Origin of the sequence: Fodinibius roseus (assembly GCF_900129315.1) — a bacterium.
Taxonomy (GTDB): domain Bacteria; phylum Bacteroidota; class Rhodothermia; order Balneolales; family Balneolaceae; genus Fodinibius; species Fodinibius roseus.
In genome coordinates, this window is the sequence record NZ_FQUS01000005.1 from 226,746 (window position 1) to 243,357 (window position 16,612).

The window sequence follows — 16,612 nt, forward strand, 5'->3', positions numbered from 1 at the left end:
TATGGGACGGATCAGATCTAAAGATGGCTCGGCTATGTATTTTGAGCGGAAGGGAGAAGGTCCACCGCTTATTCTTATGCCATACTTGATTTATTTTGTTAATTCTTAGTTTGAACAAATTATGAGTGATCACAAACGAAAAGTCATAATCTATGTGGGAGAAAGGTCAACAACGAATCTTGTAAAACAAGGTGAGAATAAGATTATTCTGGTACGTGCTCCTGATCCTGCCTCGGCTGCAGAGCTGGCCGTTGATCAGGTTAATCAGGGAGCTGATTGCATTGAATTATGTGGTGGAACAGGTTTTAAGTGGCTCACAGCCGTAAAGTCAGCAATAGATAATCGGATTCCTATTGGACTGGTAACCTATCCTTTTGAGTCAATTACCGGGGCGGCGAATTTTAAAGCAAGATATGAGTCAGGTGGTAGCCAACAAAAGGAAGGGGAGGTTTTTCTTGTATTAGCTGATAAAGCAAATCCCAATATGGACCGGATAAAACAGAAGCATGAGGCCGGATGGACGACCTTTGTTGCGGTTTCGGGCAAATCCGAAGCGGCAGAAGAAGCGAAGAATCTCCATAAAAAAGGTGCTACCCTGATTGAATTGTATGGCGGACTAAATTTTACGGACGCGGATATAATTCATGAAGCAACAGATGGCCAGGTTCCTGTTGGAGTTGCTTCGTACTATGTAAATGACAAAAGATAGACACCCATGCTAAGAAATAAAGACCGATCGGCATCCCGATCAATTTGAATGAGTTTTTTCAGGAGGTGTAATTCTTGCACAACTGGATTACTTAATGTCTTAAAACTGGATTATTTAGCTCATCCAAAAAAGTAGTACATTTTTATTGAAATAAACAGTAATGGAAATTCAAACCATGAAGTCTCATAAAGACATTGCAACTTTTCTTATGCGTTTAGCATTGGCAGCTACCTTTTTGTAAGCAGTAGCTTCTCGCTTGGGTTTATGGGGAGAGCATTCGGCTGGGTGGAATAGTTTTTTAGCTTACACTGCAGATGTTAACTCTTATGCACCACCAGAGATTGTGCCATTTTTAGCCATTGCAGCTACAGTGTTAGAGATAACTTTTTCAGTGTTGCTAATCACAGGGTATAAAACCCGACTGGCCGCCTATGGAGCTTCTGTGCTGACTCTTCTTTTTGCCTGCATTTGATGATCAAGAGAGACTTTGAAGTACCTTCTTATCAATCCACTTGTTTACAAGGGAGGGATTTGGGGAAAAGTGGTAGTATAATGGTCTCTATGAAAGAATCTTTTCCCAGTTTTGTTTCCCGAAATCATCCAGAATCACATCAGCTTTGCTTAAATCCTGATCCCCCGAATGGGGATTTCTATAACCGATGCACCTCATTCCGGCTGCTTTGGCAGCACGTACGCCATTTTCCGAGTCCTCAATGACACAACATTGCTCTGGAGGAGTTTGGCTCAATGTTGATGCCTTGAGAAATATCATCGGATCAGGTTTGGATCGCTCCAGTTCGGCTCCACTGATGGTAATTGGAAAATATGTTTTAAGATTAAGTTTATTGAGGACAAACTTGATCTCTTCGCGTGTTGCTGATGATGCAAGAACCAGGCTTTTATTGTGTTTATAAAAATGTCGGATCAGACGCTTTATCCCGGAAATATGGTTTAACTTTTCCGTATTGGAAAGATGCTTCAGGTATCGTTGCTGCTTTTCGGCAAGGATTTTATCGGCGGATACGGGGAGTTGGTATTTATCAATTATATCCTCCCACATTTCATGGGCCGAGGTACCAACGTATTGCCAGTGTTCCTCTGTTGTAATTTCTAATCCCAGTTCATGAAATAACTCTTGTTCAATCTTCATATGAATGGGTTCGCTGTCAACAATAACCCCGTCCATATCGAAAATAATGGTCGTTATTTGTTTCATGGACTCAATTTTTGATTGTTAACGGTTTTATTATTATAGGAGTCTGCCGGACTTAGAGGACACGGGGAGCGCCAGACAATTTGAGTCAGGTTTTGGGGTCTTTTGAGGCGAATAGTGGGCCTATTTAACGAAAGAGAGCTCGGAAACCGGCCAAACATACGACTGACTCGTAGTAGATATTGCTAAGTCCGACAGACGCCCGGGACTCAGTTATCCCAATCGTAGACTGACGCTCTTTCTTTTCTACGGCTGGGATTATTCCTCACAAATTTCTTGATCGGTCAGCTATCGGGATGATGCTCCATTTCGTGCTCCATTTGGTTTATAATCTAATAATTTTTTTTGATACCGTTCCGGATAAGTTCAAATGCACTCAATTTGGCATATTTCCTGAGGATTAAATGCAGGATCAGGGTCATCCCAAAGATGGTCAGGGCTATGCCTCCGGGGATGAGGGCAGGGGAAAGGAATTCTGAAGGGAGCGAGAGCGGTACGACAAACTCCAGGACTATAGCAGCCAAAAAAGGAATTCCAAAGACAATCTCGAAAGTCTGCCACCAATTCCTGTGTGCGACATCGTTTGCTGTTGCTTCTGACTTGTTGTTCATAGCTGGTATCTCAGATCTCGGCTTAAGGCATCGAATGCAGATTGCAGACATTGTTTTAGTAGTAAAAGTCTACATACGTTCAGTTGGTTTCACTGATATATCCGTTTTCACCGAATTGGCAATAAAACACTGCTCATGGGCTTCGTGATGAATGTCACTCTCCTCTTTTTCAGTGGGTTGACTTCTTTTTGCGTACTGCACTTCCGGCTTCAGGGTTACTTCGGTGATAGCTAATTTTCCCTCTCCGTTTTTCTGCATCACTCCCTTTGCCTTATCTTCGTATTTTTCCACGACAAATCCCCGCCTGGCGGCAATGGACAGAAACCACAGCATATGGCAACTGGAAAGAGAGGCGATGAATGCCTCCTCGGGATCTATAGCCGATTCGTCTGAATAGGGTATAGGCACTACCTGTGGCGAGGAGGAGGCGCGCAGGGTTTCGCCACCGTCAAAATGCCAGTTGTGGGCGCGGGAATAACGGCTGTCAGTAAATTTCTCATCATCGTGAAGGGACCAGGAAATGGTGGCAGAATAGAGAGACATGATTAACTCTTTGTGATGTTATGCTTGAAGGATATGATTTAATATCAGCAATTATGAGAGCTGTTTTTTGGCTGTACCGAGTTTATTGGGATTTAGCACTACGTATATGCTTTCTATTTTTTGCTCTTCTATATGAAAAGACCAAACATTATACAACTGGCCTTCCACCCGGATAATCATGCCGGGCTCACCATTAACGGAAGTGTATTCGAGCCACCATTTTTTACCTTCGGGTGCTTGTTTTTGAATACCCACCAGAAAGCGGGCAATTTTGTTGCTTCCGTAAATCGGCTTTCGGGCAGCGGTTACCTTACCGCCGCCGTCAGAGTAGAGAACAGAGTCCTCGGCCAGCAAGGCTTCTACTTCCGCCAAGTCCTGGCGCTGGACTGCCTCCAGCAAAGCTTTGACGAGCCCCTGCTGTGCGGCCGGCTTACGTTCGAACACTGGCTTTCGATCGTGAATCTGATCCCGTGCCCGCTGGGCAATTTTACGGCAGTGTGCGGTCGACTTGTTTACAACGTCCGAAATGGTTTCATAGTCATATTCGAACAATTCCCGGAGAATAAATACGGCCCGCTGAACCGGCGAAAGCTCATCCAGGATCACCAGCATGGCCATAGAAAGCGATTCGGCCAGTTCCAGTTCTTCATCGGGAGTCCGGGTGGGTGCTTCCAGCAGGGGTTCCGGGAGGTTGGGGCCGATATACCTCTCCCGCTGGTGGCGGGCTTTCTTCAGCTCATCGAGGCATATACGGTGTACCACCGTTGAAAAAAAAGCTGCCGGCGACCGGATGGTTTCCATATCCTGCTTTTGCCAGCGCAGCCAGGCTTCCTGCACGACATCCTCGGCGGGAGCGACCCTGCCCAGCATTCCGTAGGCTTGCCGAAACAGACGGAGACGTTGCTGTTCAAAAATATCGGTGAGCTTATGTTGTTTAGTCATATTGGATGTTATCGGGTAACGCCCTGTCGGGTTGAAAAAAAACCGGCAGTGCCGCAATGCGTTTCCAAATTATGTTAATAAAATATTTACTGATTATCCGCCCAAATCGCGCACAATTCATCAGAGCCGATGTTCACCGGGGCGTTCATCAGGTTAAAGAAATTTTCAATGGCATTAAGCATTGTAATTTGTACGATTTCCCGTTCGCTGAACTGGGCTTGCAGACGCTCAAACGTTTCGTCTGAAACATGTTTGTTTCGTGTGGCTTCATCCGCATAAGCGAGGGCTGCTTTTTCGGCCGGTGTGAACCGATCACTGTTTTCAAACCGGAGCAGGTCTTTGAATTTTTTTTCATCGAGTTCGTTCTTGTGGGCCGATGCCTTAGCGATATCAACGCAAAAAGCACAACCGTTCAAGGTAGCTACATAGACCTTAATCAGGTGTTTTAGCGTTTCATCAAGTTCAATGGCTTCTTCTGTTTGCATGATTTTCCGGGACAGGCCCAGCGCCTTCGGAAACCGTGCATAGTGTACTTTCAGTGGGGTAATGACTTTGCCCATTAAGCGCTTGCTGTACCAGTAGGCTATTTTCAATTTCAGCGACGCTGGCTGTTCGATGGGTTCGAGCCGGGGAGTGGAAACTTGCTGGTTCAGGGATGAAATAGCAGTATTCATAATTTTGATTGGTTATGTTTTGGGAGAATATTCATCTTCCAGTATTCCGGATCCGCCAGATTTCGTAAAATCCACTTTCCCAGACAAATACGTACAGGTTGAAATCTGACGGATCTTGTAGGGCTTTACTATAGTGACGAGCCAGCCCTTTCATTTGTGACACCAAACTTTTAGAAACCCTTGCAAAACCGTTTTTTTGGCCAATATCGGCGTTATCGGCCGGTTGAAATTCTCGTATATAAGCTATATGCCCCGAGGGCACCCTCCATCTGGTCGTGACCCTGAACAAAATCCTGGTTATTCAAAGGCTTCTGTTAATCAGTTTTATTTCAAAGAAAAGATCCTGTAGTTGCCGGGCAGTCAATTGTATTTACCTTCAAACGGTCAACTTCAGGGAAGCTTATATGATACAATTTTTATTTACTGTAGTTGCTCTGCTTATCCGTTTTTGTTGAGAAAAGGACTACTATTCTGTAATAGGAAAAGTTGCGGGAATTGATATTTGCACTAATAAAGTCTGGGTTATTCAGGTAGAATTTAACGAGTATAGACAATACATTACATTAAGAATGTTGTTATGCAGGAAAATTTTATGTCATCTACAAGACTTGCCAAAGGATAACCGGTTACCTGCTTACTAAGACGCCAACCGTTCTCGAATCTAAACGCGTCGTATTATGTCAGTAAAGAACATTGACCTATTTTTTAAAGAAAATCCGAATCCGATGTGAATTTATGATCTGGAGAGCCTTCGGATTCTTGATGTTAATGGAGCCGCCCTGTCATTATACGGTTATTCCAGGCAGGAAATGCTTTCTCTTACCATCAAAGATCTTGGTCCCCGGCAGGAGGTACCCAAATTACTCGAATTTCTGAAGGAACAAAAAAACGCTTTCGATGATGCGGGCATCTGGAGACATCAAGCGAAGGATGGGCAAGACCTTTACGTCAATATTATGTCGCATCCAATTAAGACAGAGGAGAAAAAATGTGAGTTGATCGTTGCCAGGGATGTAACCAAACAGGTAAAGACAGAAGCCAAACACAGGGAAGAGCAACAGATACTTGACTTACTTACGGAGAAATTACCCGGTACGTTTTACCTCTTCGATACCGAGGGTAATATGCTTCGTTGGAATGACTATACGGAAGAGGTTACCGGGTACACATCGGAAGAAATTTCCGATATGAATGTGTTGGATTTTTTCGCTCCCCAGGATCGACCTATTATAGCCTCCGCTATACAACAAGTATTGAGGAAAGGATATACTGAATTAGAAGGTAGACTAAAAGACAAATCAGGCTCACACATTCCGCTTTATTTAAAAGCCAGCAGGGTTCAGATGAAGGGGAAAGACAGAATCCTGGGTATCGGGATCGATATATCGTCTTTACGAGAGACGCAGAACAAACTGGAGGAAGCCAATGAAAAGCTGAATACGGCTCAGCGAATTGCAAAAATGGGGTACTGGGCTCATAATCTGATTGAGAATGAATCAGAATGGTCTGAGGAAGTGTATAACATTTGGGAGGTTGATCCTGATACGTTAGAGCCCAGTTTCGAGAGTCTGCTTGAGACCATCCATCCGGAGGACAGAGAACTGTTCTTGAGAGATGTGGAAGAAGCTTTTCCGGATGAGGATTTTTATGACTCGGAACATAGAATCATTACTCCGGAAGGCAAAGTAAAGTGGATACTGGAACGAATAACACTCAACCGGGATGAAAACGGAAAGCCGCTGATGTTGGAAGGCATCGCCCAGGACATTACCGAAAAGAAAAAGCATGAACAAGCGATCAGTGAGTCATTGGAAGAGAAAGACACTCTTCTTGCAGAAATTCACCACAGGGTTAAAAATAATCTCGCAATCATTTCCGGGTTAATGGAACTGGAAGCGATGGAATCGGACAGCGGTGAGCTAAAACAAAGGCTTAGGGACAGCCAAACCCGCATCAACTCTATTGCCCTGACACATGAAATTCTGTACCAACAGCAACATTTTGCCAGGATTGAATTCGGGGAAAATATAAAGCGGCTGGTTGTAAAGACGGTGAAGACTTTTAATGGCAATGTGGAGCTGAGATACGATACGGCTTCAGTGGAACTAAATATTAATCAGGCACTGCCTTGTGCGTTGATCGTGAATGAATTGGTAACGAATGCTTTAAAACATGCCTTCTACGGTGGCAACGGTGCGGTTCTGGAAATCGAGCTGTATTCTGAAAACGAGGAAGTGTATCTGAGAGTCAGCGACAACGGCAAAGGACTACCAGAAAATATCGACGTTGAAAATCCTAAGACTCTCGGCATGCAATTGGTGGATACGTTAAAAGATCAACTTGATGCAGAGCTTAACATAAGTACCGGAAACGGAACCACATTTGAATTAAGGTTTAAAAAAACGATACAAAAGGAATTGGAAGCTCTTTTAAAAGTATGCCGATATCGAGACTTGATTCATTTTAAACTAATTGGAAGATGTATACCCTTAATAAGTGTAGTTATCATTGTATTGGAGTTGTGCTAATGAGCAGTATTACCTTAACACCCTCTAACGGCATCACAAAAACTAATATTCAGGAGTAAAGTGGAAACTATTGAGTGGAGTGATTTTAAAAAAGTAGATATTATAGGGGCTTTGCAGAACCCCTTATTTTCGATGTTGACGTTCATAATTTGTAGATTTCGGTTACATTTTCCAATATAGCCATTAACATTCCTGTTTATCATGAATAACCGCCATCAACTCAGCATTCTGGATCAATGGGCTAGCGAGTCAGGTCAGGTTTCGCGCTCGAGGCGGCGGCTGGCCGAGGCCCCCTCGGGCCAAATCGATACCGATGCCGATGCCACCCAGAAAGGCGGCACCCACTATTTTGGGTACAAAGGCCATATTGGCGTGGATGTGGGCAGCAAACTGATTCGTCAGGTGAGCTTTACGGGCGCCTCCCCCCATGACAGCACCGAGCTGGAGGCGCTGCTGTCCGGCGACGAGCGGGCGGTCTTCGGCGACAAGGCCTATCCCTCTAAGGACGTTAAGATAACATGTCGCGAGCAAGGCGTCTATTACGGTATCTCTGGACAAGGCCTACCGCAACAATCCGCTCAGCGCGGCCCAAAAGCAGCGCAACAAGCGCAAGCGTCGGGTGCGGCGCTACGTCGAGCACCCGTTTGCGGCGATCAAAGATCGCTACGGAATGCGCTGGGCCACCGCCAAAAACAAGCTGCGCAACAAAGCCCGGTCCACCGGGAGCGCAATCTGCTGGAACATCGAGCGCTCCATCAGCTGGGCCAAAAAGAAACCAAACGTGCTCCCGGCCAGAGTCGGCTAATGGGTGAGGTGTACCCAATAGCGGCTAAAATGGCCACTTGGCCCGATTTTCCGGGCCAAAAACTGAGATATTATTATGGTTAAGCTAAATTTAGCCCGTTTTAGAAACATAAAACCACGAAAATTCAGAAAACCCGAAAAGGGTCAGTAATTCAAAGCCCCCTAATAATCAACCAAATTACGGATCCAGCTATACCTATTACTAGCAGTGCTAAAAATATAAATGTCTTCGATTTCATAAGATTTATCTGAATTTATTTCGAGCTTGTTAGTGCGTATGCCTTTCACTTTGTAAAAAGTCATCACCGGTTTTTCCACTTCGGATATGAATCGATTGCGATACCGGGGTTACATAGATAATTCCATCTCCGGGCTGACCGCTTCGGGCGTGGTTTTGGATAATCTTAATAACTTCTTCCGTGTCGTCCTGGCTGCAGACCACAACCAGTTTTACAATATCAGAGAACCGTTCGGCAATGCTGATCGAAAGTTGCGCTTTTTGGGGATCGGACATGCGACCGAGGCCCATAACATCAATGAGGGTCATGCAACAGAAGCCCTGGGCTTCCAGTCCGTCAATAACTTCTTCTGCTTTTCGTTTGCGAATAAATGCTTTTATTTCATTCATAGTTGCCACCGTTTATTGAAATATGGGGACTCCCCAAAGCGAGGAGCCCATAATTTGTTAATTGGTTATTTGTTGGTCTTCGCTTGTCGCTGCTAATTTCTTTACTTCCCGGCTTTTCCATAGGTAGTAGATGACCGGCAACACAACCAGGCTGAGTACGGTTGCCGATATCATTCCGCCCACCATTGGGGCCGCTATCCGTTTCATTACTGTTGCCCCGGTCCCCGTACCCCACATAATTGGGAGCAGCCCGCCGGTGATGGCACAAACCGTCATAAATATCGGGCGGATACGCTGAGCTGACCCCTCAAAGATGGCTTGCTTAAGGTCGTCGAGATTCTTCATCTTGTCGTTATATTTGCGATTGTTATATGCATTATCCAGGTAGGTAAGCATGATCACGCCAATCTCGGCGGCCACACCGGCAAGGGCGATAGCACCCACTCCTACGGCTACACTGAGGTTATACCCCAGGATATACATCAGCCAGAAGGAGCCGACCAGCGAAAAGGGTAGTGTGAGCAGCACAATCAGGCTTTCCTGCAGGTTTTTAAAGTTAAAATACAGCAGCAAGAAAATGATTAGCAGAGTAATCGGGACCACCACCTGCAGACGCTTTTTGGCGCGTTCCATGTACTCGTATTGACCGCTCCAGGCCAGGCTGTAGCCGGAGGGCAGGTCCAGGCGCTGGTCTACCGTCTGTCGAGCCTGTTCTACATAGCCTCCTATGTCAGAGGTGGTGAGATCTACGTACACCCAACTGGAATAGCGGGCGTTCTCGGTTTTGATCACCGGGGCGTCTTTGCGAATCTGCAGGTCGGCCACGTATTCAATGGGTATTTGCGCTCCAGATGGGGTAGGAATTAACACCCGACCGAGGTCCGTAAGGTTTTCACGGGTCTCACGGGCGTACCGCACGTTAACGGGATAGCGTTCCAGTCCCTCCACAGTTTCGGTCACGTTCATACCACCGATGGCTGACTGAATTACATCCTGCACGTCACCGGTCGTCAGGCCGTACCGGGCGGCTTCCCTTCGGTTGATATTGAAGTCCAGATAATTGCCGCCCGTCGTCTTATCGGCAAACACACTCAGTGTACCGGGTACATCGCGCACCACTGAGGCGATATCCTGGCTGAGATCCGAAAGCGTCTGCAGGTTGGGTCCGGTTACCTTGATGCCGATTGGCGTCTTAATTCCGGTCGAAAGCATATCGATCCGGGTTTTAATCGGCATGGTCCAGGCGTTGGTAAGGCCTGGAATCTTGATGGCCTCGTCCATCTGTTGCTTTAGTTTGTCCATCGTCATGCCCTCGCGCCACTGTTCTTCAGGCTTGAGTTGGATGATAGTCTCGAACATGGAGAGCGGGGCCGGGTCGGTTGAGGTCTGTGCACGTCCCGATTTGCCAAATACCGATTCTACTTCCGGGAAGCTGGCAATGATCTTGTCAGTCTGCTGCAGCAGCTCTTTCGCCTTGGTGATGCTAATGCCGGGATCGGTAGTGGGCATATAAAGAAGGTCACCCTCTTCGATGGGAGGCATAAACTCCGAACCCAGTCGCTGCAGGGGCACAATGGAAATGGCCAGTATAGCTATAGAGGCGATGACAGTGGTCCATTTAAAACGCAGAGCCAAATTGATTACCGGCCTGTAGATCCAAATCAGAAACCGGTTGACCGGGTTCTTGTGTTCCGGCTGAATTTTTCCGCGAATCAGGTACCCCATTAGCACCGGGACGAGTGTGACCGAGAGCAGGGCCGCTGCGGCCATAGCATAGGTTTTGGTAAAGGCCAGGGGCTTAAAGAGCCGGCCTTCCTGCCCCTCGAGGGCAAAGATCGGCAGGAATGAGACTGTGATGATCAGCAGGGAGAAAAACAGGGCGGGGCCCACCTCTTTGGACGCATCGATAATAATTCGCCAGTGTCCTTTCTTCCCCCGATCCTTCTCCAGGTGTTTATGGGCATTTTCCACCATCACGATGGCTGCATCCACCATGGCCCCGATTGCAATAGCAATGCCGCTCAGCGACATGATGTTGGCGTTGATACCCTGGAAGTACATCACCAGGAAGGCTGCCAAAATACCGATCGGCAAGCTGATAATAGCCACCAGTGAACTCCTGAAGTGCAGCAGGAATATCATGACGATAATGGCAACGACAATACTTTCTTCCAAGAGTTTGTGCTCCAAGAAAGCAATAGCTCGGTTGATCAGGCTGGACCGGTCGTAGGCCGTTTTAATGGTTACGCCTTCGGGCAGGCCGCTTTTGAGCTCTTCCAGCTTCTTCTTCACGTTGTCAATGGTTTGCAGAGCATTTTCGCCGTAGCGCATTACGACCACGCCACCGACCGTTTCTCCCTCACCGTTCCAGTCAGCTACACCGCGGCGCAGGTCTGGACCTATTTGAACATTGGCCACATTGCGAATAGTCACCGGGGTGCCGTTACCATCGCTGCCGATCGGTACATCTTCTACATCTGCTACAGTCTGAATGTACCCCTTGCCACGGACCATAAACTCGGTTTCACTCATCTCCACCAGGCGGCCACCTACGTCATTGTTACTGCGCTTGATAGCCATTTTCACTTTCGACAATGGGATATCATAGGCCAGCAGTTTATCCGGATCCACTTCGACCTGATACTGTTTGACGTGTCCTCCCACACTGGCAACTTCAGCTACCCCATCCACACTGAGTAGTTCGTATTTCAGGAACCAATCCTGGATAGAGCGCAATTGCTGGAGATCGTATTGGTCGCCTCCGTCCAATACATACTCGTAAACCCATCCAACACCGGTAGCATCCGGACCGAGGGTGGGGGTAACGCCCTCAGGCAGGTTGCTTCCTGCCGTATTGAGATATTCCAGTACCCGGCTTCGGGCCCAGTACATATCGGTATCATCCTCAAAAATGATATAGATAAAGGAAAGTCCGAAGAAGGAGTAGCCACGTACTGTTTTTGTATTGGGAACCGACATCATGGTGGTGGTCAGCGGATAAGTAACCTGATCTTCGACCACCTGCGGGGCCTGGCCGGGATACTTGGTGAATACAATGACCTGGACATCACTGAGGTCCGGAATGGCGTCCACCGGGGTTTGGTACATCACATAGGTGCCGCCTGCCAGCAAGAGAATGCTGGCGATAATTACCATAAAGCGGTTGTTGACGGATAGTTCAATTATTTTCTGTAGCATGTTCTTAAATCTCCAAAATAGTTAATGGGGGGTTGTGCTATAGCTTTGTCTGTGGAATCACATATTCATGTTTGAATGATCGGTAGTGTCTTCCGGCATCTCCTTATGGTTCATTTCACTACCCGAGCTGTCCATGGTCTCCATTTCCATGTCAGGGGTATCTTGTTTTTGCTGGAGCATTTTCTGGATGGCTTCCTGCAGACGGCTCTCGCTGTCAAAGAGGAACTGGGCTGAGGTTACAATCTTTTCGCCTGGCTGCACGCCTTCCAGTATCTCAATTTCATTATTGCGCTGGCCGCCTTCCATGCCCAAAGTCACTTCACGTGGCTCAAAAGCTCCTTCTCCCTTGGCAACAAAAACGATATTTCGTTCCCCGGTTCGGATGATGGCCTCATTGGGAATGACCGTAACATTGTTCTTGGGACGCGATTGGATACGGACGTTGGTGAACATTCCTGGTTTCAATTCAAGGTTGGGATTTGTAAACTCCAGGCGCACTTGAACGGTTCTGGTCTTCTGGTCCAGGCTGGGATATACGTAGCCCACAGTTCCCTGGTAGGTTTTGCCCGGCTGGTAGGAAAGTTCCATCCGGGCGGGTTGTCCTTCTTTAATCCAGGGCACTTCGTAGTCGTATATGCTGGTTTGCACCCAAACAGTTGAAAGATCAGCAATTTTATAGGCCGGTGTACCTGATTTGATAAATTCACCTTCCACCGCATTCTTGTGAAGTACAACGCCGGTAGCAGGAGACTTTAATGTCACCGCTTTTTTAACTTCGCCGCTTTGTTCGAGTTCTTTTATCTCGGAATCAGGAATATCCCAGTATTCCAGTCGCTTTCGGGTGGCTTCAAGTAGGCTGTTACCTCCGGCGCGGATTTGGTCAAAACTGCTGGAACCCACTTTGTCTCTTGTTTTGAGAGCCAGCAGGTATTCTCGCTGGGTGGTAACCAGCTCCGGTGAATAGATGCTAAATAACGGTTGTCCCCGTTGGACCATTTTACCCGTGTAATCTACATGAAGTTGTTCTACCCATCCGGAGACTTTGGGATTTACGTTGTACAGCTTTTGCTCATCATATTCGACCTTGCCAACGGCACTGACCGTAGTGGAAAGATCTTTTTGCTGAACCGTTGCCGTTCGCACATTCATATTTTGGACAACGACCGGATTGATTGTAACCATCCCTTCCGAACTGTTGGCTTCATCAGCATAAACGGGCACCAGGTCCATTCCCATCTTGGATTTGCCCGGTTTGTCGTATATCTCACTGGGATTCATCGGGGCCTGCCAATACAGTATTTCTCGGTCTCCCTTTTGGGAGGCTTCTGATTGCGTATCCTTCTGAATATCATCATGCTGCATCTCTTCAGCAGCCTGAGGAATTGAAGCAGTCGTATCTGTTGATTGTGTCCCCAGCCAGTAGCCGCCCAGTGTAAAGATGGCAATTACACCCAGGGAAAGAAGTATAGATTTGGTATTCATGGTGTTGGTTCTCATTGTTCTGTTTTTCTAAAATGGTTTAAAGGTCGGTGCCGGTTAGGGCTTCCAGTTCTGCTACAGCCTTATGGTAATCGGCCACAAATCGATGGTAATCGAGGCGAAATTCAAAAAGTGTTAGCTCACTGTCGAGCAGGGAAAGGAAGTCCACTTTATCATTTTGATAACCGGCCATCGAAGATTCCAGCGACTCTTCGGCCTGCGGAATAATGCCGGTTTTATAGAGGTCAACCAGCCTCCGGTGTTTTTCAAGGTTGGTCAACGACTGCTGGAGCATTTGTTCAACGGAGTTTGCTACATTTCGGTAGCGATATTCCACGGAAGATTGCCTAATGCGGGTCTCCTGCACCTTCTTGTCCTGCTTTTTGTTGTAAAAGAGTGGAATCTTGACATTGAACATGGCTGAAACAAAATCGTAGCCCGCCATTCCGTTTTGAAGTTCATTGCGTTGGGTATAGGCCAGCCCTACCGCAAAATCGGGATAGCGGTCTTTCTGGGCCAAATCTACCTGTTGCCCACTTTGTTTTACAGCCGTTTTCCATGCAGAGAGCATGGGACTGGTGCTGTCGGCTTGCTGGATGAGTGAGCTTAATTCGTACTCCTCCGGTTTCGGTTCGGAAGCCAACGCTCTCCCAAGCGGGGCATCTGCCGGCTGATTTATCAGTGTGTTAATTTGGGCCTGCATCGCTTCACGCTGCTGGCGAAGTTTGAGTTCGCGGTCAATCATCTTGGAAAGGGCCACCTGTGCTCGCAGTACATCTTGCTGAATGCCCTTGCCCACGCCATATCGCGTTTCCGCGATTTCCACGAATTCCCTGAGCAACTCCTGATTGCCGGCGACGGTAGCCAGGGCTTGATCTATGTAATAGAGATCGTAATAGGCCTGCTTGGTTTTCTTTATCAGCTGATTTTTGAGCTCCTGATATTGGTGCAAAGTTATGTCCGACTCACTGCGCGCAATGTCTCCTTTCAGCCCGAGCTTACCCGGGAAAGGAAAAGGCTGCATCAGGGAAATTTGCTTGCCGGTCATCGGTTCCTGGTCCAGGGCAAAGCTGTTGACCGGCAAATTCATTAGATTTAAGCCCAGTGTCGGATCGGGCAACGCTTCCTGCTGCGATATTCGGGTTTTGCTGGCCTCCCATCCCTGAAAGGAAGATTGTAGTTCAGGATTTTGGACCAATACTTTTTGGATCAGTTCATCCAGAACAAGCGTTGAATCATTAGTCTGTCCTTTTACTGCCAATGGGGATATCAACAATAATGAAAGGAGTACTATCAGGGGCGCAAAGATGATTTTGTTCATAGTTATTGCTGTGTATTTAATTCAGTCAATGGTAAAAAAGAGTTTTTTATCTTATTTCTGACTAAGCTAACACCAACTTCCTTAAATGAACCTTAAATCATCCCGGGGTTTTCAATAAAAAGCAAAATAAATCCTGTACTTTTCCCTAACATTTAAGATTTGAAAGAAACCCAATAATTTACTTCATTTTTGGTATTAATAGCCCATTTGACTATAATTGGACGTGTCTAACCAAAAAGCCCATACCGCCAAAACAATTTTATCCCAAGTTGTATTGCTTGGATGTCTTTTCTGTGTGTTGTTTGGGCAAGGCACGCATTTCCATGAAATCATTTTACATCTGGATGATCATCTTGATATACATGCTCACGTACATGCGCATGAAAGTAATGATCAACCCTTTCAGGCAGACTCTGAACGAGACACTCATCAACATGAGGTAAACAAAGCTACTGATATTATTGGTACGCTTACGACCTCAATTCAGGTTACCCCTGATGTTAAGACGCATGCGATACTTTCATTTGATGAAGGTCATGAGCTGTCTAACCGGGTGATCGATGAAACACCTTCCATATTTGATCTGCCGCCACCAAGGTCGGTAGGCAATCAATATTACCTCTCTTCTTTTTCTCTTCGTGGCCCTCCTTTAGCTTAACTTTCCCTTATCTAGGGACTTCCCTTTCCTAATTGTACCATTTAAAAAAACAACTTAACCACCATGACAAGGTATATACGGTGGACTCTATTGCTGTTATTATTTCCAGCGATGGTCCATGCCCAATCAACATCTATTTCACTCGAAGAAGCCGTCGAGCTTTTTAAGCAAAACAGTCTCCAGCAGGAACTGGCCCGATATGATCAACTCCGCAAACAGGGAGAAGCCATTCGGTACAAGGCGTATCCCAATCCCCAGGTAAGCGTGTACCGCGAGCAGCTAAATGCCGGCACGCTCGACTACCAGGAAACCACTTACCAGGTTTCTCAACCTATTGAGCTGTTGGGGCAACCCTTCCTGCGCAGTCGCAGTGCTTCCAAATCACAAAAGGCGGCCCAGCTACAATTTGAATATGATCGGCTCCAGCTGATCCGGCAGGTAAAAACCTTATATGCCGAGTACTGGCAACTGTCAGAAAAGCTCGACATATACAGTCGTGCACTGGAGGTTATTCGAAAAGCACGTTCCGCTGCCAAGGCACGCCAGGCGGAGGGCACGTTCTCTGGGCTACAGGTGCAGCGCTTTAACGTGGAACTCAGTCGATATCGGAAACAACGCGACCAGGTTCAACTGAATCTCCAGCAAACAGGCAATCGGTTGGCCACTTATTTGTTTTCAGGGCAAGCCTTGGGTACCCAGATCCAACCTTCAGATAGCTTATCAATTATGCCCATCAACATACAAGAGCAGGCGCTCATTCAATATGCGCTTGCCAATAGGGCAGACCTGGTAGCCCTAGAGCAAATGCTCGGGGCCTCCGAGCTGCAATACAAGGTTGAAAAACGGGATCGTTTGCCCGACCTGAATGTTAATTTCGGTTATAAAAATCAGTCGGACGGCTCCGAGGGATTTGTCATTGGCGGCTCCATCAAGCTTCCCATCTTTAACCAAAACAGGGGCAATGTAACGATTACCCGGGCGCAGACGCGTTCGCGCCAGACCGAACTGACCTTAAAGCAGCAAGCGGTACGCAACCAGGTTGCAACGGCTTACGAGCGAGTCGAACTCGTGTTGGAGCAGTGGCAGTCGATGCAGGAAGACGCGATGGACGTGTCCATGCTGGAAGCAGCACGCGCGGCCTACCAGCAGGGACGCTATTCGCTGGTTGAATTGCTCGATGCTACCCAGGCTTACGTTGATGGTCAGACGATGATTTATGAAACCATAGCCGATTATAACCAGGCACTTTTTGAATTGGACCTGCAGTCGGCAGGACGAATCTCAGAATCTCAAAACAACTAATA

15 protein-coding genes are annotated in these 16,612 nt (G+C 47.0%); 6 read left to right on the forward strand and 9 right to left on the reverse strand.

The genetic code is table 11. From position 1 onward, the window contains the following. The first annotated feature begins 121 nt into the window (after window positions 1-121). Entirely contained in the window at window positions 122-709 is a 588-nt protein-coding gene (locus tag BUB16_RS06610) for a DUF6506 family protein (RefSeq protein ID WP_073061123.1), read from the forward strand. A 256-nt stretch (window positions 710-965) separates the two neighbouring features. After that, window positions 966-1,181 carry a DoxX family membrane protein gene (locus tag BUB16_RS22170; RefSeq protein ID WP_211483114.1) on the forward strand — a complete coding sequence of 72 codons (216 nt, stop codon included), beginning with the start codon at window positions 966-968 and terminating at the stop codon, window positions 1,179-1,181. 87 nt (window positions 1,182-1,268) lie between these two features. Here BUB16_RS22170 and BUB16_RS06620 read toward each other — a convergent pair whose 3' ends face one another. From BUB16_RS06620 to BUB16_RS06640, 5 genes are all read right to left on the reverse strand, one after another. Next, window positions 1,269-1,925, reverse strand: coding sequence for an HAD family hydrolase (locus tag BUB16_RS06620; protein ID WP_073061125.1), 657 nt, complete (start codon window positions 1,923-1,925; stop codon window positions 1,269-1,271). A 329-nt stretch (window positions 1,926-2,254) separates the two neighbouring features. Next, a complete protein-coding gene (locus BUB16_RS06625) occupies window positions 2,255-2,533 on the reverse strand; it encodes a hypothetical protein (RefSeq protein ID WP_139240212.1) in 279 nt (92 codons plus the stop codon). 69 nt (window positions 2,534-2,602) lie between these two features. Then, window positions 2,603-3,076 (reverse strand): OsmC family protein, encoded by a 474-nt coding sequence (locus BUB16_RS06630; protein ID WP_073061129.1) that lies wholly within the window; start codon window positions 3,074-3,076, stop codon window positions 2,603-2,605. 51 nt (window positions 3,077-3,127) lie between these two features. Continuing rightward, complete coding sequence (locus BUB16_RS06635) at window positions 3,128-4,018, reverse strand: RNA polymerase sigma-70 factor (protein WP_073061131.1); 891 nt, start codon at window positions 4,016-4,018, stop codon at window positions 3,128-3,130. A gap of 86 nt (window positions 4,019-4,104) precedes the next feature. Further along, window positions 4,105-4,692, reverse strand: coding sequence for a carboxymuconolactone decarboxylase family protein (locus tag BUB16_RS06640; protein ID WP_073061134.1), 588 nt, complete (start codon window positions 4,690-4,692; stop codon window positions 4,105-4,107). 755 nt (window positions 4,693-5,447) lie between these two features. Here BUB16_RS06640 and BUB16_RS06650 point away from each other — a divergent pair. Together BUB16_RS06650 and BUB16_RS06655 are read left to right on the forward strand one after the other, a co-directional pair. After that, complete coding sequence (locus BUB16_RS06650; protein ID WP_280173645.1) at window positions 5,448-7,220, forward strand: PAS domain S-box protein; 1,773 nt, start codon at window positions 5,448-5,450, stop codon at window positions 7,218-7,220. Between the two features lie 201 nt (window positions 7,221-7,421). Continuing rightward, entirely contained in the window at window positions 7,422-8,108 is a 687-nt protein-coding gene (locus BUB16_RS06655) for a transposase (RefSeq protein WP_073061140.1), read from the forward strand. A gap of 184 nt (window positions 8,109-8,292) precedes the next feature. Here BUB16_RS06655 and BUB16_RS06660 read toward each other — a convergent pair whose 3' ends face one another. The 4 genes from BUB16_RS06660 to BUB16_RS06675 are packed head-to-tail and all read right to left on the reverse strand — an operon-like array spanning window position 8,293 to window position 14,650. Continuing rightward, window positions 8,293-8,652 (reverse strand): P-II family nitrogen regulator, encoded by a 360-nt coding sequence (locus BUB16_RS06660; RefSeq protein ID WP_073061143.1) that lies wholly within the window; start codon window positions 8,650-8,652, stop codon window positions 8,293-8,295. A 57-nt stretch (window positions 8,653-8,709) separates the two neighbouring features. Beyond that, complete coding sequence (locus tag BUB16_RS06665) at window positions 8,710-11,850, reverse strand: efflux RND transporter permease subunit (RefSeq protein ID WP_073061145.1); 3,141 nt, start codon at window positions 11,848-11,850, stop codon at window positions 8,710-8,712. A 57-nt stretch (window positions 11,851-11,907) separates the two neighbouring features. Further along, complete coding sequence (locus BUB16_RS06670; RefSeq protein ID WP_244545654.1) at window positions 11,908-13,332, reverse strand: efflux RND transporter periplasmic adaptor subunit; 1,425 nt, start codon at window positions 13,330-13,332, stop codon at window positions 11,908-11,910. A 37-nt stretch (window positions 13,333-13,369) separates the two neighbouring features. Continuing rightward, entirely contained in the window at window positions 13,370-14,650 is a 1,281-nt protein-coding gene (locus BUB16_RS06675) for a TolC family protein (protein WP_073061147.1), read from the reverse strand. 223 nt (window positions 14,651-14,873) lie between these two features. On the opposite strand from BUB16_RS06675, the gene BUB16_RS21170 reads away from it, so the two are divergent. After that, window positions 14,874-15,308, forward strand: coding sequence for a hypothetical protein (locus BUB16_RS21170; RefSeq protein ID WP_139240213.1), 435 nt, complete (start codon window positions 14,874-14,876; stop codon window positions 15,306-15,308). Window positions 15,309-15,371: 63 nt separating this feature from the next. Next, window positions 15,372-16,610 carry a TolC family protein gene (locus tag BUB16_RS06680; RefSeq protein ID WP_084088090.1) on the forward strand — a complete coding sequence of 413 codons (1,239 nt, stop codon included), beginning with the start codon at window positions 15,372-15,374 and terminating at the stop codon, window positions 16,608-16,610. Window positions 16,611-16,612: the final 2 nt, after the last annotated feature.

What these genes read in the sequence shown, in the direction of transcription:
- BUB16_RS06610 (WP_073061123.1), top strand. Translation starts at nt 122, where the DNA reads ATGAGTGATCACAAACGAAAAGTCATAATCTATGTGGGAGAAAGGTCA.
- BUB16_RS06620 (WP_073061125.1), bottom strand. Translation starts at nt 1,925, where the DNA reads ATGAAACAAATAACGACCATTATTTTCGATATGGACGGGGTTATTGTT.
- BUB16_RS06625 (WP_139240212.1), bottom strand. Translation starts at nt 2,533, where the DNA reads ATGAACAACAAGTCAGAAGCAACAGCAAACGATGTCGCACACAGGAAT.
- BUB16_RS06630 (WP_073061129.1), bottom strand. Translation starts at nt 3,076, where the DNA reads ATGTCTCTCTATTCTGCCACCATTTCCTGGTCCCTTCACGATGATGAG.
- BUB16_RS06635 (WP_073061131.1), bottom strand. Translation starts at nt 4,018, where the DNA reads ATGACTAAACAACATAAGCTCACCGATATTTTTGAACAGCAACGTCTC.
- BUB16_RS06640 (WP_073061134.1), bottom strand. Translation starts at nt 4,692, where the DNA reads ATGAATACTGCTATTTCATCCCTGAACCAGCAAGTTTCCACTCCCCGG.
- BUB16_RS06655 (WP_073061140.1), top strand. Translation starts at nt 7,422, where the DNA reads ATGAATAACCGCCATCAACTCAGCATTCTGGATCAATGGGCTAGCGAG.
- BUB16_RS06660 (WP_073061143.1), bottom strand. Translation starts at nt 8,652, where the DNA reads ATGAATGAAATAAAAGCATTTATTCGCAAACGAAAAGCAGAAGAAGTT.
- BUB16_RS06665 (WP_073061145.1), bottom strand. Translation starts at nt 11,850, where the DNA reads ATGCTACAGAAAATAATTGAACTATCCGTCAACAACCGCTTTATGGTA.
- BUB16_RS06670 (WP_244545654.1), bottom strand. Translation starts at nt 13,332, where the DNA reads ATGAATACCAAATCTATACTTCTTTCCCTGGGTGTAATTGCCATCTTT.
- BUB16_RS06675 (WP_073061147.1), bottom strand. Translation starts at nt 14,650, where the DNA reads ATGAACAAAATCATCTTTGCGCCCCTGATAGTACTCCTTTCATTATTG.
- BUB16_RS06680 (WP_084088090.1), top strand. Translation starts at nt 15,372, where the DNA reads ATGACAAGGTATATACGGTGGACTCTATTGCTGTTATTATTTCCAGCG.